Raw genomic sequence first — 23,223 nt, forward strand, 5'->3', positions numbered from 1 at the left:
ACAAGAGTATGCGCGGCAACGAGGCCGGCATAGGGCCCGACTGGGTTCAGCCGCCGAGCTTGGCCTTCAGCTTGGCACTGGCGCTGGCCATATCGGTGTGGCCCTGTGCCTTCTGCTTGAGCAACGCCATGGCCTTGCCCATCTCCTTGATGGAGGTGGCGCCGGATTCGGCAATGGCTTGCGCGATCAGGGCGTCGACTTCGCCGTCGCTGAGTTGCTGCGGCATATAGGTCTGCAGCAGGTCGATTTCCTTCTGTTCCTTGGCGACCAGGTCTTCGCGACCGCCGCTCTGGAACTGCGCGATGGATTCCTTGCGCATCTTGATCATCTTCTCGACCACGGCCAGCACCTGGGTGTCGTCGAGCTGAACGCGCTCGTCGACTTCGCGCTGCTTGATGGCGGAGGTGATCATCCGGATGGTACCGAGGCGCTCGCTGTCCTTGGCCTTCATCGCCGTCTTCATGTCTTCGGTGATGCGGTCTTTGAGTGAGGACATGGCGGCTTTAAGGAAACTCGGCGGGGAGGGAATCGACGGGGACGGGGCTTGGAGCCCCGTCCCGAAAACAGGTCTATCAGTAAGCGCGGGCGCGAGCCGGACCGCGGCTGCTGCCGTCGCGGGTGACGCGCTTCATGTGGCGCTTCACGGCGGCGGCTTTCTTGCGTTTACGTTCCTGAGTGGGCTTCTCGTAGAATTCCCGGCGGCGCAGCTCCGTCAGGACCCCGGCCTTTTCGCAGGCGCGCTTGAAGCGCCGCAAGGCGGCATCGAAGTACTCGTTTTCTCGGACGCGAACGCTCGGCATTACTAACCTCGGAATGTTGACACACGGCCCGCTTCGGTCGATTCGAGCCGACGACGAGCGCCGAAGACTGGCGTCGGGGTCGAGGACGAAACGAGACGGGGACGATTGAGAGCGCGGCAGTCTAATAGCGCCCGCGAGGAAAAGCAAAATTCGCGGGATCCCACCCGCCAAGAGCACGATCGGAGCCCGTTTTTGGCGATGCTCTAATGGTCGAAAGCGGCCGAGGCCCTTTCGACGCGCCGGAAAAAGGCGCGACTTTTTCCGGCTCTTCGGGGTTAAGCTTCGCGCCCCCAAAATTGGGTTTTGGGCCCTTTCCTACGCATTCCAGTGAAAGTTCTCGGTATCGAAACCTCCTGTGACGAGACCGCCGCCGCCATCTACGACGGCGAGCGCGGGCTCTTGTCCCACGCCTTGTACAGCCAGGTACAGCTGCACGCCGTTTACGGCGGCGTCGTGCCGGAGCTGGCCTCTCGCGACCATGTGAAGAAGCTGCTGCCGCTGGTTCAGCAGGCGCTGGCCGACGCGAAAATCGAAGCGGATCAGCTGGATGGCGTCGCCTACACCGCCGGGCCTGGCCTGGTGGGAGCGTTACTGGTCGGCGCCTCGGTGGCCCGCAGTCTGGCGTTTGCCTGGGGCAAACCGGCAGTCGGAGTCCATCATTTAGAAGGGCATTTGCTGGCACCCATGCTGGAGGCCACCGCGCCCGAGTTTCCGTTCCTGGCGCTATTGGTGTCCGGCGGTCATACCCTGCTGGCCGAAGTGCGCGGGTTGGGGGAGTACCAGATCATCGGCTCGTCCCTGGACGATGCCGCCGGCGAGGCCTTCGATAAGACGGCCAAGATGCTCGGCCTCCCGTATCCCGGTGGCCCGGCGCTGGCCAAGCTGGCGGATACGGGTAAGCCGGGCAGCTTCGATTTCCCGAGACCCATGCTTGACCGGCCGGGCCTGGATTTCAGCTTCAGCGGTTTGAAGACCGCCGTGGTGGTCGCGATTCGCGGGCGGCAGCTCGATGAACAGATGCGCGCCGACGTTGCTTATGAGTTTCAACAAGCCGTGGTCGAGACGCTGGTCGCGAAATGCGCGCGGGCGGCGAAACAGACCGGGTTGAAGACGTTGGTTGTGGCGGGCGGCGTGGGCGCGAATCGCCGCTTGCGAGCCGAGCTGCAGGCGTTGGGTGAGAAGCGCGGGTTGCGAGTGTTATATCCGCGACCGGAGTTTTGCACCGACAATGCGGCGATGATCGCGTACGCTGGTTATCGCCGCCTCGCGGCGGGCGAGCACGACGATTTGAAGATTCGCGCCACCGCCCGCTGGCCGCTCTACGCGCTGCGCATGCCCGCGGCGCTCTGACCCACTCATCAGTTATTTCCAGTTCACTTCATGGACAAAATTTTCCTCTCCCAGCTCAGCGTCGAATGCATCGTCGGCATTTGGGATTGGGAACGGCGGGTCAAACAGACCGTCATCATCGACGTCGAGCTGGCCGCGGACATCCGCAAAGCCGCCGCGACGGATCACATCGACGACACGATCGATTACAAGCGCGTCGCCAAGCGATTGCTGTCGTTTGTGGGCGAGTCGCAATTTCAGTTGGTGGAGACGCTGACCGAGGCGATTGCGAAGGTGATCGTGACGGAGTTCGGCGTGTCGTGGGTGAAGGTGCGGCTGAATAAGCGCGGCGCGATTCGAGGCGCCAGAGACGTCGGTATTGAGATTGAACGGCGTGCTGAGGATTACGTGGGCGTGGCGGTGACGCAGCAGACTCAGCCATGACGCATAACGCAGCCACTTATTTTACAAAGCAGTCCCTCTCGCCGGTCCGGAAAAGAGCGGTGGCTTGCTTGGACGGGCGGCGGGTATGACGGCGGTTTATGTGGCGGCGGGGAGCAACGTCGAGCCGGAGCATTATTTGTCGGTGGCGTTGCGTGCGTTGGCCGCGGCGTACGGACCGCTGACTCTGTCGCCGGCTTATAAAAACAAGGCGGTCGGTTTCGAAGGCGCCGACTTCATCAATCTGGTGGTCGGCTTCAACACCGAAGATCCGGTGGCCGACGTTCGGGCGCAGCTGCAAACAATCGAAGCCGCCTGTGACCGCCCGCCCGGGGCGCCGAAGTGGGCGCCGCGGACCATGGATCTCGACATTCTGATATTCGGCGACCTGGTCAGTCACGAGCCCGGACTGATCATCCCTCGGCCCGATCTATTGAAACGACCGTACATGCTCAAGCCAATGGCCGACATCGCGCCCGATGTGCTCCATCCGACGCTGGGCAAAACGATGCGTGAGTTATGGGAGAGCTTTCCGGGTCGCGGCGACCATGAGATGGTCGAAGTGCTGCTCGGGGGCGAGCCTACCAGCCCACGCTCCGGCCCCCGTCGATCGCCAGAATCTGGCCGGTGACGAACGGCGCGTCCTTCGCGAAGAACAGCGCCGTGCGCACGATGTCCGGGGGCGAGCCGCTGCGCTTGAGCAACGTCTTATCGATGATTTCCTGCTTCACCGTTTCATCGATCCCGCCTTCCGGCCACAAGATCGGCCCGGGCGCGATGCCGTTCACCCGCACCTTCGGCCCGAGCTCGCGCGCCAGCGACCGCGTAAGCATTACCAGCCCGGCCTTGGCGGTGGAATAAACCGGATGCTGGGGCAGCGGGCGCTGAGCGTGAATGTCGATCATGTTGATGATCAGACCCTGCGTTTGCTTGAGCGCGGGCGCGGCGGCCTGCGACAGGAACAGCGGCGCACGCAGGTTGGTGCCCATCAGGTCGTCCCACTGCCTGGCCGTGACAGCCCCGAGCGGAGTGGGATAAAACGACGAGGCGTTGTTGATCAGCACGTCGAGCCGGCCGAACGCGCGCGTGGTTCGCTCCACCAGCGACGGCAGCGCCTCGAGATCGAGCAGATCGGCGGCGGCGCAGATGGCCGAGCCGTCGCGACGGGCGTTCAGCTCATCACGCAACTGTTCCGCTTCACCGGCCGAACGGTGAAAATGAATGCAGACGTTGGCGCCCTCGGCGTGAAAGCCGCGGGCCAGTGCCGCACCGATGCGGCGGGCCGCGCCGGTGATCAGCACCGAACGCTGGGCGAGTGCGTTGGAAGTGTCCATGCAGGTATGGTGAACGGATGAAGCGTTACGTGTCGAGCGGCCGCCCGGGTACAGGGAGGTACCCCGCCGCTGCAAGCGGCGGCGACAGGCAAAAGTCGCGCCTTTTGCCGACTCGCACGAGGGTCGTGGCACGATGCCCGATCCCTCGATTTATATGAGCGTGCCTTTGTCGCTCCCGGCTTTAACCCCGGAGGAATCGGCGCACAGCGAGCAGCTGGTCCAGCGCATTCGCGAGGCGATCGATGCCGCCGGCGGCTGGATCAGCTTTGAGCGCTTCATGGAAATGGCGCTCTACGAGCCGGGCTTCGGCTACTACAGCGCGGGCTCGACCAAGCTGGGCAGCGAAGGCGACTTCGTCACCGCGCCGGAAATTTCACCGCTGTTCAGTCGCTGCCTCGCCAATCAGTGCGTCCAGGTGCTGGAGACGGTCACGGGCGGTCACATTCTCGAGCTGGGCGCCGGCTCCGGCGTGATGGCCGCCGACGTGCTGACCGAGCTCGACCGACAACAGAAAACGCCGGATCGATATCTCATTCTCGAAGTCAGCGCCGACCTGCGCGAACGGCAGCGCGCGTTGTTACAGCGTCGGCTGCCGCACTTGATGGATCGCATCGAATGGCTGGACCGCCTGCCGGAAGACCTTCGCGGCGTGCTGCTCGCGAATGAAGTGCTCGACGCGCTGCCCATCCAGCGCTTTTGCATTCGTGGCCTGCAGGTGAATCAACTGGGCGTGACCTGGCAGCTCGGCCAGCTCGACTGGTCCGAAGTCCACGCCGACGCGACGCTCGAAGCGAGAGTGCGCGAGATCGAATTCAACTTGGGCGAGCCGTTCGCTGATGGCTACACGTCGGAACTCAACCTTCGATTGCAACCCTGGATCGCCGGCATCGCGGCGTCGATGAAGGAAGGCGCGGCCTTCTTCATCGACTATGGATTGCCGCGCAAACAGTTCTACGCCGCAAGTCGCAGCGCCGGCACGATGCTTTGTCACTTTCGGCATCGCTTCCATGACGACCCGCTCATCAATGTCGGCGTCCAGGATATCGGCGCGTGGGTAGATTTCACTGCGGTCGCTGAAGCCGCTGTCGCCGCTGGCATGAGCGTCGCGGGTTACACGACTCAAGCGCACTTTCTGATCGGCAACGGCATCGAGCAGTTCCTCGCGCCGAAGGACGATGACGAGCTGGCGTCGCGATTGCAGATGGCGCGGCAGGCGATGTTGTTGACGCTGCCTGGTGAAATGGGCGAGCGCTTCAAAGTCATCGGCCTCACAAAGGGCATGGACCTGCCGTTGCGCGGCTTCAGTGTGCGGGATCTGGCGGCGTCTCTTTAGTTTCGCCGCCCGCGTGCTGTCGCTTCAGCTCTTTCAGCGCGTGCACGCGCTTGTCGTGCAGGCGCTTCGCGATTTCGAAGCCTTGCAGCCCTTCGCGTTCTTCCGCACTCAGCGTGGTGCTGGCGGCCACTTCGCGTGCGCGCCGTAGATATTCCGGCTGCGGATAATCGCGCTCCTCGAGTCCCTTGCGACCGCGCGCATCCGCCTCGCAGGCGAGCAGAAATTGTTCGAAGCGCGCCGGCCGTCGGAAGGCGTCGAGACTTTCCAGCAGTTCGAGCACGGTGTTCGGGCGCAGCTCCGCGACCTTATGCATGTGCAAGTGATATCGAGACACCAGCACACCCAGCTCGCGATAAGCGTTGGGAATGCGCAGCCGATCGCACATCTCCTCGACGATGCCGACGCCTCTTTCCTCGTGCGCAATGTGTCGCGGCAACTCGTGGGTCGGCGTCGTCGCTTTGCCGAGATCGTGAGTGAGCGCGGCGAATCGAACCACCGGGTCTTCCGTCAGCCTGGCGGCCTGATCGAGCACCATCATGGTGTGCACGCCGGTATCGATCTCTGGATGCCATTGCTCCGGCTGCGGAATGCCGAACAGCGCATGGATCTCGGGGAAGATCACTGGCAAGGCATTGCCCTCGCGCAGCACTTCGAAGAACTGCCGGGGCGCGGGCATTTCGAGTGCGCGCTGCGTCTCCTGCCAGACACGCTCCGACACGAGCGCGCCGAGCTCGCCGCGTGCGGCGATTTCTCTCAGCAGCTCCATCGTTTCGGGCGCGACTCGAAAGCCCAGCGGCGCGAAGCGGGCGGCGAAGCGCGCGAGGCGCAGCACTCGCACCGGGTCTTCGACGAATGCGGGAGACACATGCCGCAGCCATCGTTCTTGCAGATCGCGTTGACCGTGGAAGGGATCGACCAGCTGGCCGGTCGCCTCATCCCGCGCGATGGCGTTGATGGTCAGGTCACGGCGCTCGAGATCCTGCTCCAGCGTCACGTCGGGCGAGAACATGGTGTCGAAGCCGCGATAGCCTGGCCCCGTTTTGCGCTCGGTGCGCGCCAGCGCGTACTCCTCGCTGGTCTGCGGATGCAGGAACACCGGGAAGTCCTTTCCCACGGGCTTGAAGCCCCGATCCAGCAATTCTTCGGGGCGTGCGCCTACCACGACCCAGTCGCGCTCACGCACGGCCAGGCCGAGCAGCTCATCGCGGACCGCGCCACCGACCAGATAAATCTTCATACTGTCCATCACACTTCAATGCCGGCATTTTGTCTCACTTGACCCGGTGGGACAAAATAGTCTCACCGTGAGCCGATTCCCGTAACGAGCGATGCCCCGAACGGACGACACCGCGAGCTTCATTTGCCGCCTCTGCCGGATGTTCATCCTGCTGGCAGCGTCGTTGTCGACCGGCGGTTGCTACCTGATTCAGGCGGCCAGCGGGCAGCTGGAGCTCACCTCCAAGCGCCAGCCCATCGCCAAACTGCTGACCGATGAGCGCACGCCGGAGAAGCTGCGTGGGCGGCTCGAATATGTGTCCGCGGCGAGGACGTTCGCGTCTCAGGAACTCGGGCTGCCGGACAACGACAGCTATCGCAGCTACGCCGATGTGGGGCGACCGTACGTCGTGTGGAATGTGTTCGCCACCGACGAGTTCTCGGTGCGGCCGAAGCGCTGGTGTTTTCCGATTGCCGGTTGCGTCGTGTATCGCGGCTACTTCAAAGAGGACAATGCGCAGAGCTATGCCCGTGGCTTGCGATTGCGTGGTAGTGATACAGCGGTGGGCGGCGTCGCGGCGTATTCGACGCTCGGTCACTTCAAAGATCCCGTGCTCAACACCATGCTCGGCTGGAGCGACGTGCAGCTGGCGTCGACGTTGTTTCATGAGCTGGCGCATCAGGTCGTCTATGTGCCGGGCGATTCGGAGTTCAACGAAGCGTTCGCGACGGTGGTCGAGGAAGCGGGCTTGCAGCGCTGGCTCGCATCGCTTGGTCGGCTGAAGGATCTCGATGCATGGAATGAACAGCGCGAGCGAAACGCACAGTTCGTGGCGCTCTTGTTACAAACCCGTGAGCGCCTCGATGCACTGTATCGATCGGATTTGCCGGACGATCAGAAGCGCGATCGCAAACAATATGAGTTTGGCGTGCTGAAGCTGGAGTACTCGCAGCTCAAGACCGAGCAGTGGAAAGGTTACCGTGGCTACGATGCATGGTTCAGTCGCACGCTGAACAACGCTCATCTGGTGTCCGCCGCGACGTACTACGGCTGCGTGCCTGGGCTGCGTCGGCTGCTGCAGTCGGTCGATGGCAATCTGCCGCTGTTCTATGACAAGACTCGCGAGCTGGCGAAAGAAACAAGAGAGGCGCGGGCCGCCGCTGTGTGCGCGGACGAGACGCCGCCGGTGACGGCAACGAACTCTACCAACTGATCGCGACGACACGGCGTCGTTTGCTCGCGACGCTCATTTCTTCCACGCACTCGTCGGCGAAATTCCGAGCCGACGCATGTGAAATATACATCGTATTGCTCTCGATCAAACTCGCGTATCGTCCGCCGCTGAGCACGAGGGGAATCCTGCATGCGGCTGTGGGCGAGGACGAGCGTCGCCATCATTTGCGCCGGTTATCTGATCGTCGCAGGCGCGCAAGAAACTATTTCAAACGCCGGACCGTCACCGTATCCGCAGGCCGCGAAGGACTGGCCCGGGGAAGGGGTGATCCGCGTCTTCGGCTGGATGAAACAGAATCGCGAGAGCTTCTGGAAACAACGCGAGCGTAAGCAAGGCGCGTGGGTGCTGGCGGGCGACTCATTGCTTGGGAATTGGAAGACATCGGAGCGCGATCTGGCGCCGACGCCGACTGCGAATCGCGCCATCGGCGGCGATGTGAGTCGCGGGTTGTTGTTCCGCTTTCAGGAAGATGTGCTTGATCTGCATCCGACCGGCATCGTGGTGCTGATCGGCGGCAACGATCTGAGCGCCTTGCAGAAGACCGATGAGACCGCGCGCAACATCGATCGCATGCTCCAGGCGATTCGAGCGCAGGCTGCCGACCTGCCCGTGATTCTGTGCACCTTGCCACCCCGGGACAGCGAGAAGGCGCCCATCAAGCCGGTGGAGCTCACGAAACTCAACGCGAGCATCCGGGAATTGGCTCAGAAGTACGGCAACGTCGAGTTGCTCGATTTGTATCCGCTGTTCGCGACTGTCGACGGGCAGCCGAAGTTGCAGTTACTCGCCGCGGATCGTTTGCATATCGGTGCGGCGGGGTACGAAGTGCTGGGCCGGGCGCTCAAGGCGAAGATTGAATCGATGAAGGTGGCGGCCAATGGATAGCGCTTCCGTCGCTCAACCGGAATCCCTCGCGACACCTGTTATCTCAATCGATGCGGTCAAGGCGCGGGACTCGCGTGGGACCAGCACGTCGGCGACCGCATTCCTGGATACGCTGCGGTTCACGGCGGCCAACCTCGTGTTGTTGTCGCATATCATGGTCGTTTATTTCGGGAACAAGATGACCTACAAGGGCCGGGGCGTGGCGGTCATCATCCTGTTCGTGCTGTCGGGATTTCTGATCACGCGCTCGCTGTTGTATCGGGCGAAGAAGCCTGGCGAGCACATGCCCGCGTTTCTCGCGGATCGGGTCGCCAGGATCATGACGCCGCTCGTGCCGGTGGTGCTGGTGATCGCCGTGCTCAATGCCACGGTGATTCATACGCGCTGGAGCCTGGAGGGGTTGAGCACGGGGTTTGTCGCCCTGGTCGGTAATTTGTTTCTTTTGTTCGACTACCCGTTGTTCCAGTTGCTGGAGCTCGCACATGTCGATGTCTGGTGGCGCATCCGCCCGTACAACACCGCCGAGCCTTTCTGGACGGTCGCGATCGAGTTCTGGATCTATATCGCCGCCAGCCTGCTGTTCTTCTGTGCGATCCGGCGTGAGCGGATTCGATTTGGCTGGGTGCTGTTGCTGGCCGCGATCAGCATTCCGGTCGTTATCTGGAATGCCGCGGACGGTGCCGGTAAATCGTTGTCCCTCGTCTGGCTGGTCGGCGGTATGGCTGGGTTTCTGGTTGTTTACATGGGGGTCGATGGGCCGGCCGCGCGTTCGAAACTACTCGCGGCGTTGATCGTCGCCTGTGGCGCCGCTGCGCTGGGCGCACGCATCGTGAAGCACGGGTTCGATCCTTACGATCTGCAGACGGCGTTTCTGATGACCGTGATCTTTTTCGGCATCTTTCTTCGTCTCAACCAAGCGGCGACCGCGTGGAAGATTCCCGCGGCCTTGGCCAGGTTTGGTGCTTCTTACAGCTACAGCTTGTACCTGGTGCACAACACTGTGATGGTCATCGTGTTCGAGCACACTCACGGCTGGCCCAAGGCCGCGGCCATCGCACTCGGCGTGATCCTGGCGCACCTTGCGGCGCTGCTCGTGTATCACTCGTTCGAAAAACATCACCGCGCCGTCGGGACGTACCTCCGGCCGATCTTTGCTCGCGCATTGTTGAGTTCGAATGGGCCGGTGGCGGAGCCGCAGGCAGCTTTCGGCTCATCGCAGCCGCAACGCATTGCTGATAACCGATACTGACGAGAGGCTCATGGCTAATGCCGCGAGCATGGGGTTCATCAGCCAGCCGGTGAACGGATAGAGCAGGCCGGCCGCGATGGGAATGCCCAGCGCGTTGTAGCCGAACGCGAACAACAAGTTCTGCCGGATGTTTCTGACCGTCGCGCGGCTCAAATGTCTTGCGCGGACGATGCCGGTGAGATCGCCTTTCACCAGGGTGACTTGAGCGCTTTCCATCGCGATGTCGGTGCCGGTGCCCATGGCGATGCCGACATCGGCTTGGGCGAGCGCGGGCGCGTCGTTGATGCCGTCGCCGGCCATGGCCACGCGGCGGCCTTGTGATTGCAGCTTGGCGATGACGTTGGCTTTGTCCTTGGGCTGAACTTCCGCGATGACTTCGTCGATGGCCAGATGTTTGGCGACCGCGCGAGCGGTGGCTTCGTTGTCGCCTGTGAGCATCACGAGTCGAAGGCCGTCTTGCTTCAGGGTCTGCAGCGCGCTCGGCGTTGTTTCTTTGACGGTGTCGCCGACAGCAATCGCACCCGCGAGTTGGCCGTCGACGCTGAGAAACACGACTGTGCGTCCTTCACTCCGCAATCCGGCGATTTGATCGGCGAGCGCGTCTGTTGAGGCGCCCACGCTGGCCATGAGCGCTTTGTTTCCTAACGCCAGCGCGTGACCGTCGGCATTGCCGCGCACGCCTTGGCCGGTGACCGATTGAAATCCCGTGACGTTGGGCAGTTGGATGCCGCGTTGTTCGGCGCCCGTGACAATGGCGCGGGCCAGCGGATGTTCGCTCGAGCGATCGAGGCCGGCGGCCCAGGCAAGCACCTGCGATTCAGAATGGCCGTTCAACGCAATGACTCGATCGAGCGTCGGGCGGCCGACGGTGATCGTGCCGGTCTTATCTAACACGAGCGTGTCGATGTTCCGCAGGTTCTCGATCGCTTGAGCGTCTCGGAACAATACTCCTTGCTGCGCGCCGCGACCGCTCGCGACCATGATGGAGATGGGCGTCGCGAGTCCGAGCGCACACGGACACGCGATAATCAGCACGGCGACGGCGTTCACGAGCGCGTAGGCGAGCTTCGGCTCGGGGCCGACGAACCACCACAGGACGAACGTCACAATCGCGATGATGATCACTGCCGGCACGAACCACGCGGCGACTTGATCTGCCAGTCGTTGCAACGGAGCGCGCGAGCGCTGGGCTTGCGCGACCATCGTCACGATTTGAGAGAGCAGGCTTTCGGCGCCGACGCGCTCTGCTTGTACGATCAAGCTGCCCGTTTGGTTGATCGTTGCGCCGGTGACGGCATCGCCGGCGGCCTTGTCGACGGGCATCGGCTCGCCCGTCAGCATCGACTCGTCGACACTGGAGTGGCCGTCGATGACGCGACCATCGACGGGGATCTTTTCGCCAGGGCGAACCCGGAGCTTGTCGCCGGCGTGGACGTGACCGAGTGGCACGTCGCTCTCTGTGCCGTCCGCTTCGATCCGACGCGCGGTCTTGGGTGCGAGGCCAAGGAGTTGTCTTATCGCCGCGCTCGTCCGTCCCCGTGCGCGGAGTTCGAGCCATTCGCCGAGGAGTACGAGCGTTACTATCGAGCTTGCGACCTCGTAGTACACGCCGACCATGCCATGTCCGTCACGGAGCTCGGCAGGGAAGATGTCGGGAAGGAAGGTGGCGATCAGGCTGTAGCCGAACGCGATACAAACGCCGAGCCCGATCAGCGTGTACATATTTGGCGCACGGTTCACGATGCCCATCCAACCACGCTTGTAATAGTCCGCCGCGGCCCAGAGCACGACCGGTACGCTGAGGAGCATTTCAAGCGTGCGCAGGATTCGAGCCGTCGAATGCGAGAGGGCAAGATCGAGCATGTGAGGCGCCATCGCGAGGATGACGACTGGCACGGTCAGCGCGAGCGAGATCCAGAACTTCCGCCGCACGGCGCGCAGCTCGCTGTCATCGACGTGCTCACTCGGCAGCTCAGGCTCGAGCGCCATGCCGCACTTGGGACAATTGCCCGGACCAACTTGCCGAATCTCCGGATGCATCGGACAGGTGTAGATCGTGCCCTCCGGCATCGGCGCGCCGCTGGCCGCTTGCTCGTGATGATGACCGTGCCCCGCGCCAACTCGGTCAGCGCCACGCGCATGGGCTGCGTGATGTCCACGCTTGTCGTGCGAGCAGCACGCAGCCGCCGGCACCTCATGCGCATGTGGCTCATGATGAGAGCCGGAGGTCGCAGGCTCTGCAGGGGTTGCCGACGAGCAGCAAGCCTTGGTCGCAGGCGCAGGTGCCAGCTCCGGCGAACAGCAAGCGTTGGACTCAGGTACAGCCGCCGGCGCGGTCGAACAGCACGAAGCGGCACCAGTTTGGGCCGTCCCATGGTGCTTAGTGCTCACAGGCGACGATACGTGTTTGCTGGCGGTCGAGCAGCAGGACTTCTCGTTCCGACCGTTGTTGTTGCTGTCTGGATGCTGATGCTTCGACATGAATTCACTCCGCCGGCGGCAGGCCGGCGAGATCCGCGAGGATGGGACATTCCGGCCGCGAGTCGCCGTGACAATGCTCGGCCAACTCCGCCAGCGCCGCGCGCATGGATTGCAGCTCGGCGATCTTCTCATCGAGGTCCGCGACATGTTTGATCGCGAGCCGCTTCACTTGTTCGCTCGCGCGACGCTGATTGCGCCACAGGCCGAGCAGCGTTCCGATCTCCTCAATGGAGAAGCCGAGGCTCCGCGCGCGACGGATGAAACGTAATGTATGAATGTCCGCGGCCGAGTAGACGCGATAGTCGCCCGCCGTGCGCGCGGCCTTGGGAATCAGCTCCAACGCCTCATAATGCCGGATCATCTTCGGCGTGATTCCCGACAGCTCGGCGGCTTTGCCGATGCTGTAGTAACCCTGGTCTTTGGCTTCAGAAAACTCCGCTCGCGCTTTGACGGCAGGCATGACGGCACTCACTTGTGACATGCCTGCATGATGAACCTTGCCATGGTGGCAAGGTCAAGCGCTCGCTAGAAAACCCGACGCTCGCGGTGTTGTCGTAACAGGCCGCGGCCCACGGGCGTGCCGAATATCTACGACAACCTGGTCGTTTCGATTTCGGAGAGTTCCGGCCCCTCTGCAGATCGAGAGGGGCCGCTTCGAACGTTTATTGAATCGTAAAGACCAGCGTCGAATTGCCGCGACGAATGGTCAGCGCGAACGCCGTCGCGCCATTCACTGCCTGACGCAACTGTTCAACCGAGCTGATGCGCACGCGACCGATCGCGAGGATCACGTCGTTCGCACGCAGGCCGGCCAGCTGCGCCGGGCTGCCTTCGATGACGTTCTCCACCAACACGCCAGCGTTGTTTGCAGCGTTGGTGAGTGCGGCGCCTTCCAGCGCAGGGTGAATCTGCGCGGCGCCTTCGGCATCGGCGCCATCGCGCTCGCCAATCACAGCGCTCACACGACGCGGCTTGCCTTCGCGAATCAAACCAAGCTCGACCTTCTCGCCGATGCGCAGCAGGCCGATGGTGTTTCGCAGTTCGCCCGCGTTGGCGACGTTGCGACCGTTGATGGAGGTGATCACGTCGCCGGCCTTGATGCCCGCCTTGTCGGCCGGCGAGCCTTCGATGACCTGCGACACCAGCGCGCCACGCGCATTGTCGAGGCCGAGGTTTTCAGCGATGCCAGGCGTGAAGTTGTTGGAGAGCTGCACGCCGAGCATGCCGCGCTTCACTTCGCCGTACTGGACCAGCTGTGCCATCACGGCCTTCACCATGTTGGAGGGAATGGCAAAGCCGATGCCGATGTTGCCGCCGCTGCCCGAGAAGATGGCGGTGTTGACGCCGACCAGCTGACCTTTCAGGTCCACCAGCGCACCGCCGGAATTGCCGGGATTGATGGGCGCGTCGGTCTGGATGAAATCCTGATACGACTCCGGATTGTTATCGGAGCGACCGAGCGCGCTGATGATGCCGGAGGTGACGGTGTGACTGAGCGCGAACGGATTGCCGATGGCGAGCACGAAATCGCCCACTTCGGCTTTGGAAGAGTCGGCGAGCGGCATCTCGGTCAGATTCTTGGTCGGGACCTTCAACACCGCGACATCGGACGCCTTGTCGCGACCGACGATCTCGGCCTTGACCTGGCGGTCATCGAGCAACGTCACGGTGATCTCGTCGGCGTTCTCGATCACATGCGCGTTGGTGATGATGTAGCCGTTCTTGGCATCGACGATGACGCCCGAGCCGGCGCTCTGGAATTGTCGCTCGCGCGGCCCCACATCTGGAGCATCGAAGAAGCGGCGGAAGAACGGATCTTCCAGCAAGGGATTGCGCGGCCGCTGTTCCTTGACCGTGCCGCGAGTGGCGATATTCACCACCGCCGGCGAAGCCTTTTTGACGATGGGCGCCAGCGACGGCAGCGGCGTATCCCCGACCTTTTCCGGCAGTTGCGCGGCGGAGCCCACGTTGTAGAGCAGAGCCGTCGCGGCCAACAGCGCGTAAACCTGTCTCATGAAGCAATCCTAGTTTGGAGCATGAAGGCGGCTCAGCCGCCGTTTGCGAAGACAATGGTGATGGTTATGGGTGTCTGCAGCGGATTCTATGAGCAATCCGGGTGCTTTGGCATTTCGGCCCCGAGCGCGCCCTGGATGAACGCCCGGCACGCATGAAGCGTTGCAGCAGCATTGGCCTGTGTATAGGCCTGTGCGCAGTCCGGTGAGCATGATGTGGATAACTTGTGTGCTTACCGTTGATCGCAGGTGGACACAAGATGTTGTGGTTTGCAGCGTTTGCGGAGATACTGGCGTTCTCTTTTCGGCAGCGCCGAAATCCTCCCGCAAAACCTCGCAAGCCCTTGAACTATACGGGCTTTCCGAGCCTATTTTTCGTAGGAGGGTTTCTTGACGGCTTCATGACATGGGTCTAGGCTCGTGCCCCTGACACAATATGTAGTGTCTCGCTGCGGAAAGAAAAACACGACCGGCGGGATAACTGCGCAGGTCAGATATGGACCGCTGGTTCGGGCTTGAAGGGGCCTGGGCTGGAGGGAGTTATGGGACGTCAGTTGGGGACGATTGGCTCCCGCTCGCAATCCGGAGTTCTTTGCCGGCATGAAGACCGCAATCAAACTTGAGCCCATGGATGTCAACAGCATTCCGTTCCAGGAAGCCTCGCTGGATATCTGGGACAAAAAGTATCGACTCTCCGCGAAAGACGGCTCGCCCGTCGATCGCTCCATGGACGACACGTATAAACGGGTCGCCCGCGCGCTCGCCGACGTCGAAAAGGACGCCGTGCGTGACGAATGGTACGAAAAATTCCTTTGGTGCCTGCGCAAGGGCGCGATCCCGGCCGGCCGTGTGACCTCGAACGCCGGCGCGCTGGAGCACAAGCCCGCCACTTCCACGATCAACTGCACCGTGTCCGGCACCATTCTGGACTCGATGGATGACATTCTCGCGAAGGTCCACGAAGCGGGCCTGACGCTGAAGGCCGGCTGCGGCATCGGTTACGAATTCTCGACCATGCGCCCGAAGGGGGCGTATGTCTCTGGCGCCGGCGCATACACGTCGGGCCCGCTCTCGTTCATGGATATCTACGACAAGATGTGCTTCACCGTTTCGTCGGCCGGCGGCCGTCGCGGCGCGCAGATGGGCACATTCGATATCGGTCATCCGGACGCGATGGATTTCATCCGCGCCAAGCGCGAAGCCGGTCGTCTGCGTCAGTTCAACCTGTCGCTGCTGATCACCGACGATTTCGTCGAAGCGGTGAAGAAGGATCAGGACTGGCAGCTGGCCTTCCCGGTCAGCCAGCGCGAGCTGGAAGGCAACGAGAACCTGCAGGACGCCACCAAGTACCTGTGGCGCGAGTGGCCGACCAAGGAAGGCTATGTCGTGAACGACACCGGCCTGGTCTGCTGCAAGATCTATAAGACGCTGCCGGCCAAGCGCATGTGGGACGTGATCATGTCGTCCACCTATGACTTCGCCGAGCCGGGTTTCGTGCTCATCGACAAAGTCAACGAAATGAACAACAACTGGTGGTGCGAAAACATTCGCGCCACCAATCCTTGCGGCGAGCAGCCGCTCCCGCCGTATGGCTCGTGCCTGCTCGGCTCGATCAATCTGACGCGCTTCGTGCTCGATCCGTTCACTGAAGATGCGCGCTTCGATTGGGAAGAGTTCCGCAAGGCCGTGAAGGTGTTCACGCGCATGCTGGACAACGTGGTCGAGATCAACGGCCTGCCGCTCGGTCAGCAGCGCGACGAGATCATGCGCAAGCGTCGCCATGGCATGGGCTTCCTGGGCCTGGGCTCGGCGATCACCATGCAATGCATGAAGTACGGCTCGAAGAAGTCGGTCGCTTTCACGCAGAACGTGTCGCGCGAAATGGCGCTCGCGGGCTGGGAAGCGGGCCTCGAGCTCGCGCGTGAGAAGGGCCCGGCCCCGATCATGGTCGAAGAGTTCGAAGTGACGCCGGAAATGCTCCGCAAGCGTCCCGAGATGGTGAAGGACGGCTGGCGCGTCGGCCAGAAGGTTCATGGCCGCACCTTGCATGCCAAGTACAGCCGTTACATGCAGCGCGTTGCCGAAGCTGCGCCGGAGCTGGTCGATGAGCTGGCCGAAGTCGGTGCGCGCTTCACGCATCACAGCTCGATCGCGCCGACCGGCACGATCTCGCTGTCGCTGGCGAACAATGCGTCCAACGGCATCGAGCCGTCGTTCGCGCATCACTACTTCCGCAACGTGATCCGCGAAGGCAAGAAGAGCAAGGAGAAGATCGACGTGTTCTCCTTCGAGTTGCTGGCATATCGCGAGCTGATCAATCCGCGCGCGATGCCGAACTCGACCAACGCGGCCGAGAAGCTGCCCGACTACTTCACGACGGCGGACAACATCACGCCGAAGGAACATGTCGACATCCAGGCGGCCTCGCAGCTGTGGATCGACTCCTCGATCTCCAAGACGGCGAACGTGCCGACGGATTATCCGTACGAGGATTTCAAGAATATTTATCTGTATGCCTATGAGCAGGGCCTGAAGGGCTGCACCACGTTCCGGTTCAACCCGGAAGCGTTCCAGGGCGTGCTGGTCAAGGAAGAGGACCTGAAGAACACGACTTACGTGTTCACGCTGGAAGACGGCACCGAAGTGAAGGTGCGTGGCGATGAAGAGATCGAGTACGACGGCGAGAAGCACACCGCCGCCAATCTCTTCGACGCGCTCAAAGAAGGCTACTACGGGAAGTTCTAACCATGAGCTCCAAGATCGACAAGAAAATCATCAAGTATCGGGTCGAAAAGCCCGAGGACCGGGCTGCGGCCGAGAAAGCCGCCGCCGAAGCCGCGCAGGCCAAGGAGCGCAAGGAAGAATCGAACGTCGTCTGGATGCACGAGAAGGTCGAGCGTCCCGACGTATTGATCGGCTCGACCTACAAGATCAAGACGCCGGTGTCGGATCACGCCATGTACGTGACCATCAACGACATCATCCTGAACGAAGGCACCCGCCACGAGCAGCGCCGGCCGTTCGAGATTTTCATCAACTCCAAGAACCTGGATCATTTCCAGTGGATCGTGGCGTTGACCCGAATTCTCTCGGCCGTGTTCCGCAAGGGCGGCGACGTGACCTTCCTGGTCGACGAAATGAAAGCCGTGTTCGACCCGCGCGGCGGCTATTGGCAGACCGGCGGCAAGTTCATGCCGTCCATCATCGCCGAGCTGGGCTACGTGGTCGAAAAGCATTTGCAGACCATCGGCCTGCTGAAGAAGCCGGAGATGGAAGAGGAGCGCAGAAAGCTCATCGAGGAAAAGAAGGCTGAATACGAAGCGCGCAACAAGCAGCAGGACGCCTTCGCGAAGAGCCACTTCCCCGAAGGTGCGCAGCTGTGCGCCAAGTGCAGCACCACCGCCGTGGTGCTGATGGACGGCTGCATGACCTGTCTGAATTGCGGCGACTCGAAGTGCGGATGAGCACTGTCGCTTGATACCGATCGATTGACGGCCTTGGGGACTACCCGCGCCGACCACCTGCGCCCCGCCTCGTGCGGGGCGTTTTCTTCTTGCGCGGACCTCGCGTACCGTCACACGCATGCCGCTAAAACTTCTGACCCTGAATATCGAGCACGATCGTCATCTCGATCGGGTGGCGCAGACGATTGCCACGCATCTGCCCGACATCGTCTGTTTGCAGGAAGTGTTCGAGAAAGACTGTGCGACACTCGCGGCAGTGGGCGATTACCAGGTGAAGTACGCCATCAGCACGCTAATGCCGGAGAAAAGCGGCGGCGGTAGCAGCCCGCGCAGTTGGGGCATGGCCGTGCTGACACGAGTGCCGGTTCACGCTCAAACCGTTGCCTACTACGCCGATGACCCGCGCATCCGAATTTTCGGCCAACCGAACGATCCGCGGCGGCTAGTCATCATGACGGAGCTTCAGCACGAAGGACGGAGCTACAAGATCGGCACCACGCATTTCACCTGGTCGATGGACGGCGCGACCACCGATGAGCAGCGCGAAGATTTCGCTCGACTCAAGCAAGTGCTGCTGCCTTACCCCGACTATGTACTGTGCGGCGACTTCAACGCGCCCCGCGGCAGAGAAATGTTCGCCCTGTTCACCGACGAACTCGGCCTCATCGATCACTTACCCGCCGATGTCACCACCACGATCGATGCGCAATTCCACTATGCCGGCGCGCTCGAGTTCGCGGTCGATACGATCTTCGCGACGCCGGAGTATCGGGTGACGGACGTACAGGTGTTGGAGGGGATTAGCGATCACAAGGGAATATTGGCGACAGTCGAGCGGCGCGTTAAACGCTAGTCGCGTCGTTGGTGGGAGCATCCCATTGGATGTCATAGCGCGCTGAACGCCCTGCACCGACGAGCGCCAATATTTGTTTCTGGACCAGGTCGGCAAGGTCGCGTTGCGCGGTGGCCGGACTTGTTTTCGCGATGCTGACGTACTTGCCGTTGGTCATGCCGCCTTCGAACCCGCCGCGGCCTTTGTCGAGCAATAGATTGACGACTTTGCGCTGTCGATCGTTCATGGGCTGAGCGCCGTGCGCCACCCAGAACCTCGCTTTATCCAGCACTTTGCCGATGGCGGTTTCACTGGCTTTGGCGGCAGCTTCGACCTGGCGAAAGAAGAAGGTCAGCCAGTCGGTGGCGTCGAGATCGCCTCGCGATGCGCGCTCGAGTGCGGCGTAGTATTCCTGACGCTCGCTATAGAGTTGCGCGGAGAGGCTGTACAACCGAACCGGTCGTTTCTCATCCTGCGCGAGTGCTTTGTCCAACAACGCACGTCCGACACGGCCATTACCATCTTCGTACGGATGCAGGACTTCGAACCAAAGATGCGCAAGTCCCGCGCGCACGAGTCCGTCGAGCTCGAATGATTTTCCGTTGAACCAATCGAGGAATGTTTGCACCTGAGCTTCGAGTCCGTCACGCGGTGGCGCTTCGTAGTGCAAACGTTCGCGCTGATGGGGGCTGGAGACGATGCGCATCGGCGCGTCACCACGCAGTTGCCCGACGCGAATCTGATAGAGACCAGAGCGTCCAGTCGGAAAGAGCGCCGATTGCCATGCGTTTAGTTGATCGAGCGCGAGAGGCTTCTCGTAGTTCCGAGTCGCGTCTTGCAATACATCGATCAAACCTTCGACGGCGCGTGGTGTCGGCCCGGCTTTGTTACTTTCGAGCGGGATGCCGAGGCGACGCGCAATCGAGCTGCGCAGCGCCTCGACGTTGAGTTGCTCGCCTTCGATGGCGCTCGTATTGAAGCCCTCCAGCACCAGGAGTTCGGCCTGCGCTCGGGTATCGAGTGAGGACGTAAGAAGTTGAGCGCGGCCGACCGCTTCGCCCTGGGCTTTGCGAGCGGAAGCAAGGGCGGCGGCCAGCGTCGCGGCGTCAAAGCGCCATGCGGGCCAATCCGCCTGCTGCCAGACCCATTTGAGCCGATTTGCCACGCTTTTCACCTCATGGGATGAGGTGATTATGGCTCAGAAAGGCTAATCACCTCAAGTTTTGAGGTGATTGGGTGGCATAATCGCCTCATCTGGTACCCCGGCGAGGTAGGTGAAGCATGGAATTCGAGACGGCGGCCCTGGCCGCAAACCTGCGAACGCTCGTCCTGATCCTCGACCTCGCGGGCACCTTCGTCTTCGCTCTGGCCGGTGCAACCGCGGCTGCACGCCGCCAGCTCGATATTTTCGGAGTGCTCGTGCTGGCGTTTGCGGCGGCATGTGCGGGCGGCATCGTGCGGGATGTTTTGATTGGGGCGACACCGCCGGCGGCGATTACGGATTGGCGGTTTCTGGCGGCGTCGGTGTTGGCGGGGGGGATTGCGTTCAAGTGGCATGCGGCCATTGAGCGCATGGCGAATCCGGTTCGAATGTTCGACGCCGCGGGGCTGGCGTTGTTTGCAGTTGCGGGCACGCAGAAGGCGCTGGCGTATGAGCTCAATCCGGTGATGGCGGCGCTGCTCGGGATGTTGACTGGCATCGGCGGGGGTGTCGTTCGCGACGTGTTGCTGGCGCAGATTCCGTTGGTGTTGCGGGCTGAGCTGTATGCGGTGGCGGCGCTCGCCGGAGCGGCGGTCGTCGTGTTGGGCGATCAGTTTGGCGCGCCGCCGGTGCCTTCGGCTCTGTGCGGGGCGGCGCTATGTTTTGTTTTGCGTGTGCTCGCGATCAAGTGGGGCTGGCAGTTGCCGAAGGCGCTTCAGCAGCCAGCGGGCATGGGCGAAAAGTCTACGAACGATCGCAAAGACAGCCGGCTGTAGCGATTGTCGTCACGGGGAATGAGCTAGTATTCAGCGGCATTTTCTTCGCCCAGGATCCGGCATGTCCGCATTCGACCTGTTCAAGCGAGTCTCCAAGGCACCGACCAATCCGCACGTCAGTCCCGCCCGCCGGACGTTCGACATCGCCGATCTATATCGCGGCCCGGTGGTTATCGCCGACGACAAAGCCGAGAGTCAGGATCTGGCGCTGGATGAGAAGCTGCGCCAGGCCTACTTCTGGATCGTCAACACGGCCATCATCAGCCCGCACTACGATATCGAGTACAACGAAGAGCCGCCGCAGGAATTCAGCATCGGCGATCACAAGAGCCGGCTGACCTTGCCGACCGGGCAAAGTTATTCGAGCTTCGTGCTGTTGCCGCTGCTCACATTCGCCCTGCGTCGCAAGTGTCTGCTGATCGGCGGACCGGGGCGCGGTAAGACCGCCAGCGCGATTCTGATGGGCGTGCTGGGCGGCTACTCGTTGAAAGACGTGCGGCGCTCGATGCTTCACGGCCATCCGCAGATGACGACGGCGGATCTGCTCGGCAATCCGCTGCCGGCGGATCTCATCAACGCGCAGAAGGTGGAAGACATCCGCATCGCCTGGCGCAAGTGGCTGTCGATGCGCGTGAAGATCGTCGATGAATACAACCGCATCCCGACGCGCACTCAAAGCGCGCTGCTCACAGTGATGGGCGACAACTACGCCGAGTTGCTGGATCAAATTCACGAGTGCCCCGATTCAGCATGGTTCCTGACCGCCAACGACGAGCAGGGCGGCGGCACGTATCAAGTCATCGAAGCGTTGCGCGATCGTATCGATGTGATCGTGCAGGCGCTGTCGTTCAACCCACGTTTCCTGAATCAGCTGCTGACACGCATCGAGGAAGGCATCCGTCCGGAAGAAGCGATGCCCAAAGAAATCGTGTTCACGGAAACGCAGATCGATCGTATGGGCGCGCAGATTCGCGCGATTCAATTGAGCCCGGAAGTCCGCCGGCGCATCGAGTTCTTCTCCAGTCAGTTCGAGTTCTGCGATGTCGCCGCAGAGCAGTTCGAATACAAAACCAAGGACACGGCGCGCCTGGCCGGTGTCGAATGGCACACGTTGACTGCGCAGGAAACCGGCAAGGATCGGCTGAAAGATCTCGGCGCGCAGTCGAAGAACGGCATCTCGGTCCGCATGCTGATGACCCTGCTTCTATACGCCAAAGCGATGGCGTTCTTCCGAGGCAATCCCGCGGTGGAGCTGAGCGATGTTCGCCAGATCCTGCCGTTCGTCTTCCACGACAAGCTGATTCCGGACATCGACGCGCCGTTCTTCGAAAGCGCCGGCAACGCGATGTTCCGCAGCGATCGGGTCGGCTGGTTGCGCCGGCTGTTCGATCTGTCCTGCGCCGAATACGAGCGACTCAATCTCGATAAGGACGATGCGGTACTGGCCCTCACGACGCAGTTCGACCACGGCCTCGATGGCCTGAGCGAGAGCGACACGCGACAACAGCTGTTCCGCATCGAGCGCACCGTCAATGAGCTGATCAAGGGGCAGAAGCTGTACGGTCACTTATATGACGACCTGCTCAAGCTGAAGTATCTGCACCAGCGCTACACCAACTATCTGCGCTGGCTGCGCGCGGGTTGATGATGATCAGCGCCCCTCTCGCCGAGGCGTTACAAGCGCGACGTGCCGATTTCAACGCGCGCTTCAGGCTCGCCGCGCAACGCTATCCGCAGCTCGATGGTCAGGAGTTATTGCGATTCATCGCTGAAGCGGTGGATCCGCTCGCGCAGGCGGTTCACGCAAAGCATCCCGACGCCGTCGCTGATGTCGTCAGCGTTGCGTACGACTGCTCGCTGCAATTGACCGGGCAGCGACTGTCGCTCGATGCGGGGCGCTACGGCGCGATTCCCGAAACCTGGCGCGAGGTGCTGCCGGCCGCGGCCGATGCGATCGCCGCACAACCGGCGCGTGTGATTCCGTCATTGACGAATGCGGCTCATCAACTCGCAAGCACCGAGTCCGCCGATGTAACTCGATGGATACGCGCGTTGAAAGATGTCGCATCTCAATGCGCCACGCCGGACGAACTGTTGATGGCGGGGCAAGTGATCGCCTGGCAGTGTGGCCTGGCGCACTACCGCGAGGGCGTGTTGAGTGCGCTTCGGTCGTTGCCTTCAAAGCTCGCGTGCACAGTGCTGGGCATCGAGCCGAAACGATACGAAGCAACGCTACAGCGCTTACAGGAAGACCGCTGGTTCGATCCCGCACATCCGAACGCGGAGTCGCTGCGCATCGTACGCAGTGCCGGTGCGTTCCGTGGTTTCGGTGGCCCATTCCTGCAACCGCCGCTGCTCAAGAGCACGGACAACGGTTGGCTCGTGCAGAGTGCCGACGACTATTGGTTCCTGGTCGCGGACGCATTCGGCGCGACACTTCATCGCAGTACTGCCGAAGAGTGGAGTGCGCAGTCAGCCAGGAAAGAAGAGCACGTCGGCACGCGAGTCGTTTACAACGGCAAGGCGCTGGATATGCCGGGTGCCGGGCCCATCACGAGCAGCGGCTCGAGCACCGGCGCGATTGCCTGCACGTTCGCTCACTCGCATCAGATCGTACTGGTCGCGCTGAAGTAAGT

Annotated in this window: 21 protein-coding genes; 13 read left to right on the forward strand and 8 right to left on the reverse strand. The window is 62.0% G+C overall.

Annotated features, from left to right (window positions below; translation table 11 throughout):
- Window positions 1-46: 46 nt before the first annotated feature.
- Both ACFPN2_RS17655 and rpsU read right to left on the reverse strand, forming a co-directional pair.
- Window positions 47-496, reverse strand: a complete 450-nt coding sequence (locus ACFPN2_RS17655; RefSeq protein WP_380598829.1) for a GatB/YqeY domain-containing protein — start codon at window positions 494-496, stop codon at window positions 47-49.
- Window positions 497-572: 76 nt separating this feature from the next.
- Window positions 573-800, reverse strand: a complete 228-nt coding sequence (gene rpsU, locus ACFPN2_RS17660; RefSeq protein WP_129642111.1) for a 30S ribosomal protein S21 — start codon at window positions 798-800, stop codon at window positions 573-575.
- A gap of 327 nt (window positions 801-1,127) precedes the next feature.
- On the opposite strand from rpsU, the gene tsaD reads away from it, so the two are divergent.
- The 3 genes from tsaD to folK all read left to right on the forward strand — a co-directional run bounded on the left by tsaD (window position 1,128) and on the right by folK (window position 3,201).
- A complete protein-coding gene (tsaD, locus tag ACFPN2_RS17665) occupies window positions 1,128-2,150 on the forward strand; it encodes a tRNA (adenosine(37)-N6)-threonylcarbamoyltransferase complex transferase subunit TsaD (RefSeq protein ID WP_380598831.1) in 1,023 nt (340 codons plus the stop codon).
- 30 nt (window positions 2,151-2,180) lie between these two features.
- Window positions 2,181-2,573 carry a dihydroneopterin aldolase gene (gene folB, locus ACFPN2_RS17670; RefSeq protein WP_380598833.1) on the forward strand — a complete coding sequence of 131 codons (393 nt, stop codon included), beginning with the start codon at window positions 2,181-2,183 and terminating at the stop codon, window positions 2,571-2,573.
- 85 nt (window positions 2,574-2,658) lie between these two features.
- Window positions 2,659-3,201 carry a 2-amino-4-hydroxy-6-hydroxymethyldihydropteridine diphosphokinase gene (gene folK, locus ACFPN2_RS17675; protein ID WP_380598835.1) on the forward strand — a complete coding sequence of 181 codons (543 nt, stop codon included), beginning with the start codon at window positions 2,659-2,661 and terminating at the stop codon, window positions 3,199-3,201.
- On the opposite strand, the gene ACFPN2_RS17680 is transcribed toward folK, so the two are convergent.
- A complete protein-coding gene (locus ACFPN2_RS17680; protein WP_380598837.1) occupies window positions 3,152-3,904 on the reverse strand; it encodes a pteridine reductase in 753 nt (250 codons plus the stop codon). The genes folK and ACFPN2_RS17680 overlap by 50 nt on opposite strands.
- 133 nt (window positions 3,905-4,037) lie before the next feature.
- On the opposite strand from ACFPN2_RS17680, the gene ACFPN2_RS17685 reads away from it, so the two are divergent.
- Window positions 4,038-5,237 (forward strand): class I SAM-dependent methyltransferase, encoded by a 1,200-nt coding sequence (locus tag ACFPN2_RS17685; RefSeq protein ID WP_380598839.1) that lies wholly within the window; start codon window positions 4,038-4,040, stop codon window positions 5,235-5,237.
- Here ACFPN2_RS17685 and ACFPN2_RS17690 read toward each other — a convergent pair.
- Window positions 5,206-6,474 carry a multifunctional CCA addition/repair protein gene (locus ACFPN2_RS17690; RefSeq protein WP_380600163.1) on the reverse strand — a complete coding sequence of 423 codons (1,269 nt, stop codon included), beginning with the start codon at window positions 6,472-6,474 and terminating at the stop codon, window positions 5,206-5,208. The genes ACFPN2_RS17685 and ACFPN2_RS17690 overlap by 32 nt on opposite strands.
- A gap of 91 nt (window positions 6,475-6,565) precedes the next feature.
- Here ACFPN2_RS17690 and ACFPN2_RS17695 point away from each other — a divergent pair, with 91 nt between their 5' ends.
- The 3 genes from ACFPN2_RS17695 to ACFPN2_RS17705 all read left to right on the forward strand — a co-directional run bounded on the left by ACFPN2_RS17695 (window position 6,566) and on the right by ACFPN2_RS17705 (window position 9,821).
- Complete coding sequence (locus tag ACFPN2_RS17695) at window positions 6,566-7,666, forward strand: aminopeptidase (RefSeq protein ID WP_380598841.1); 1,101 nt, start codon at window positions 6,566-6,568, stop codon at window positions 7,664-7,666.
- 150 nt (window positions 7,667-7,816) lie between these two features.
- Window positions 7,817-8,572 carry a GDSL-type esterase/lipase family protein gene (locus ACFPN2_RS17700; protein WP_380598843.1) on the forward strand — a complete coding sequence of 252 codons (756 nt, stop codon included), beginning with the start codon at window positions 7,817-7,819 and terminating at the stop codon, window positions 8,570-8,572.
- The gene (locus ACFPN2_RS17705; RefSeq protein WP_380598845.1) at window positions 8,565-9,821 is read left to right on the forward strand and encodes an acyltransferase family protein; all 1,257 of its coding nucleotides are present in this window, start codon (window positions 8,565-8,567) and stop codon (window positions 9,819-9,821) included. Before ACFPN2_RS17700 ends, ACFPN2_RS17705 begins: the two co-directional genes overlap by 8 nt.
- Here the strand turns inward: ACFPN2_RS17705 and ACFPN2_RS17710 are convergent.
- From ACFPN2_RS17710 to ACFPN2_RS17720, 3 genes are all read right to left on the reverse strand, one after another.
- Window positions 9,783-11,891: a copper-transporting P-type ATPase gene (locus tag ACFPN2_RS17710; RefSeq protein ID WP_380598847.1), complete on the reverse strand. Its 2,109-nt coding sequence runs from the start codon at window positions 11,889-11,891 to the stop codon at window positions 9,783-9,785. The genes ACFPN2_RS17705 and ACFPN2_RS17710 overlap by 39 nt on opposite strands.
- A 415-nt stretch (window positions 11,892-12,306) precedes the next feature.
- The gene (gene cueR / locus ACFPN2_RS17715; RefSeq protein ID WP_380598849.1) at window positions 12,307-12,762 is read right to left on the reverse strand and encodes a Cu(I)-responsive transcriptional regulator; all 456 of its coding nucleotides are present in this window, start codon (window positions 12,760-12,762) and stop codon (window positions 12,307-12,309) included.
- Between the two features lie 202 nt (window positions 12,763-12,964).
- Window positions 12,965-14,317 (reverse strand): Do family serine endopeptidase, encoded by a 1,353-nt coding sequence (locus ACFPN2_RS17720; RefSeq protein WP_380598851.1) that lies wholly within the window; start codon window positions 14,315-14,317, stop codon window positions 12,965-12,967.
- Window positions 14,318-14,914: 597 nt separating this feature from the next.
- On the opposite strand from ACFPN2_RS17720, the gene ACFPN2_RS17725 reads away from it, so the two are divergent.
- The 3 genes from ACFPN2_RS17725 to ACFPN2_RS17735 all read left to right on the forward strand — a co-directional run bounded on the left by ACFPN2_RS17725 (window position 14,915) and on the right by ACFPN2_RS17735 (window position 18,631).
- A complete protein-coding gene (locus tag ACFPN2_RS17725; RefSeq protein WP_380598853.1) occupies window positions 14,915-17,059 on the forward strand; it encodes an adenosylcobalamin-dependent ribonucleoside-diphosphate reductase in 2,145 nt (714 codons plus the stop codon).
- Between the two features lie 2 nt (window positions 17,060-17,061).
- A complete protein-coding gene (locus tag ACFPN2_RS17730) occupies window positions 17,062-17,778 on the forward strand; it encodes a TSCPD domain-containing protein (RefSeq protein WP_380598855.1) in 717 nt (238 codons plus the stop codon).
- A 118-nt stretch (window positions 17,779-17,896) separates the two neighbouring features.
- The gene (locus ACFPN2_RS17735) at window positions 17,897-18,631 is read left to right on the forward strand and encodes an endonuclease/exonuclease/phosphatase family protein (protein ID WP_380598857.1); all 735 of its coding nucleotides are present in this window, start codon (window positions 17,897-17,899) and stop codon (window positions 18,629-18,631) included.
- Here ACFPN2_RS17735 and ACFPN2_RS17740 read toward each other — a convergent pair.
- Window positions 18,621-19,775 carry a Fic family protein gene (locus ACFPN2_RS17740; RefSeq protein ID WP_380598859.1) on the reverse strand — a complete coding sequence of 385 codons (1,155 nt, stop codon included), beginning with the start codon at window positions 19,773-19,775 and terminating at the stop codon, window positions 18,621-18,623. The two genes, ACFPN2_RS17735 and ACFPN2_RS17740, sit on opposite strands and share 11 nt — an antisense overlap.
- Window positions 19,776-19,891: 116 nt before the next feature.
- Between ACFPN2_RS17740 and ACFPN2_RS17745 the strand changes: the two genes are divergently transcribed.
- The 3 genes from ACFPN2_RS17745 to ACFPN2_RS17755 all read left to right on the forward strand — a co-directional run bounded on the left by ACFPN2_RS17745 (window position 19,892) and on the right by ACFPN2_RS17755 (window position 23,221).
- Window positions 19,892-20,587, forward strand: coding sequence for a trimeric intracellular cation channel family protein (locus ACFPN2_RS17745; RefSeq protein ID WP_380598861.1), 696 nt, complete (start codon window positions 19,892-19,894; stop codon window positions 20,585-20,587).
- A 61-nt stretch (window positions 20,588-20,648) separates the two neighbouring features.
- Window positions 20,649-22,232, forward strand: a complete 1,584-nt coding sequence (locus ACFPN2_RS17750) for an AAA family ATPase (RefSeq protein WP_380598863.1) — start codon at window positions 20,649-20,651, stop codon at window positions 22,230-22,232.
- Window positions 22,232-23,221: a hypothetical protein gene (locus tag ACFPN2_RS17755; RefSeq protein ID WP_380598865.1), complete on the forward strand. Its 990-nt coding sequence runs from the start codon at window positions 22,232-22,234 to the stop codon at window positions 23,219-23,221. Before ACFPN2_RS17750 ends, ACFPN2_RS17755 begins: the two co-directional genes overlap by 1 nt.
- The last annotated feature ends 2 nt before the right edge of the window (window positions 23,222-23,223 follow it).

The organism is Steroidobacter flavus (assembly GCF_042651805.1).
Taxonomy (GTDB): domain Bacteria; phylum Pseudomonadota; class Gammaproteobacteria; order Steroidobacterales; family Steroidobacteraceae; genus Steroidobacter; species Steroidobacter flavus.

Coding starts and splice junctions, on each gene's coding strand:
- ACFPN2_RS17655 (WP_380598829.1), bottom strand. CDS start 496: ATGTCCTCACTCAAAGACCGCATCACCGAAGACATGAAGACGGCGATG.
- rpsU (WP_129642111.1), bottom strand. CDS start 800: ATGCCGAGCGTTCGCGTCCGAGAAAACGAGTACTTCGATGCCGCCTTG.
- folB (WP_380598833.1), top strand. CDS start 2,181: ATGGACAAAATTTTCCTCTCCCAGCTCAGCGTCGAATGCATCGTCGGC.
- folK (WP_380598835.1), top strand. CDS start 2,659: ATGACGGCGGTTTATGTGGCGGCGGGGAGCAACGTCGAGCCGGAGCAT.
- ACFPN2_RS17680 (WP_380598837.1), bottom strand. CDS start 3,904: ATGGACACTTCCAACGCACTCGCCCAGCGTTCGGTGCTGATCACCGGC.
- ACFPN2_RS17685 (WP_380598839.1), top strand. CDS start 4,038: ATGCCCGATCCCTCGATTTATATGAGCGTGCCTTTGTCGCTCCCGGCT.
- ACFPN2_RS17690 (WP_380600163.1), bottom strand. CDS start 6,474: ATGAAGATTTATCTGGTCGGTGGCGCGGTCCGCGATGAGCTGCTCGGC.
- ACFPN2_RS17695 (WP_380598841.1), top strand. CDS start 6,566: ATGCCCCGAACGGACGACACCGCGAGCTTCATTTGCCGCCTCTGCCGG.
- ACFPN2_RS17700 (WP_380598843.1), top strand. CDS start 7,817: ATGCGGCTGTGGGCGAGGACGAGCGTCGCCATCATTTGCGCCGGTTAT.
- ACFPN2_RS17705 (WP_380598845.1), top strand. CDS start 8,565: ATGGATAGCGCTTCCGTCGCTCAACCGGAATCCCTCGCGACACCTGTT.
- ACFPN2_RS17710 (WP_380598847.1), bottom strand. CDS start 11,891: ATGCCGGAGGGCACGATCTACACCTGTCCGATGCATCCGGAGATTCGG.
- cueR (WP_380598849.1), bottom strand. CDS start 12,762: ATGCCTGCCGTCAAAGCGCGAGCGGAGTTTTCTGAAGCCAAAGACCAG.
- ACFPN2_RS17720 (WP_380598851.1), bottom strand. CDS start 14,317: ATGAGACAGGTTTACGCGCTGTTGGCCGCGACGGCTCTGCTCTACAAC.
- ACFPN2_RS17725 (WP_380598853.1), top strand. CDS start 14,915: ATGAAGACCGCAATCAAACTTGAGCCCATGGATGTCAACAGCATTCCG.
- ACFPN2_RS17730 (WP_380598855.1), top strand. CDS start 17,062: ATGAGCTCCAAGATCGACAAGAAAATCATCAAGTATCGGGTCGAAAAG.
- ACFPN2_RS17735 (WP_380598857.1), top strand. CDS start 17,897: ATGCCGCTAAAACTTCTGACCCTGAATATCGAGCACGATCGTCATCTC.
- ACFPN2_RS17745 (WP_380598861.1), top strand. CDS start 19,892: ATGGAATTCGAGACGGCGGCCCTGGCCGCAAACCTGCGAACGCTCGTC.
- ACFPN2_RS17750 (WP_380598863.1), top strand. CDS start 20,649: ATGTCCGCATTCGACCTGTTCAAGCGAGTCTCCAAGGCACCGACCAAT.
- ACFPN2_RS17755 (WP_380598865.1), top strand. CDS start 22,232: ATGATGATCAGCGCCCCTCTCGCCGAGGCGTTACAAGCGCGACGTGCC.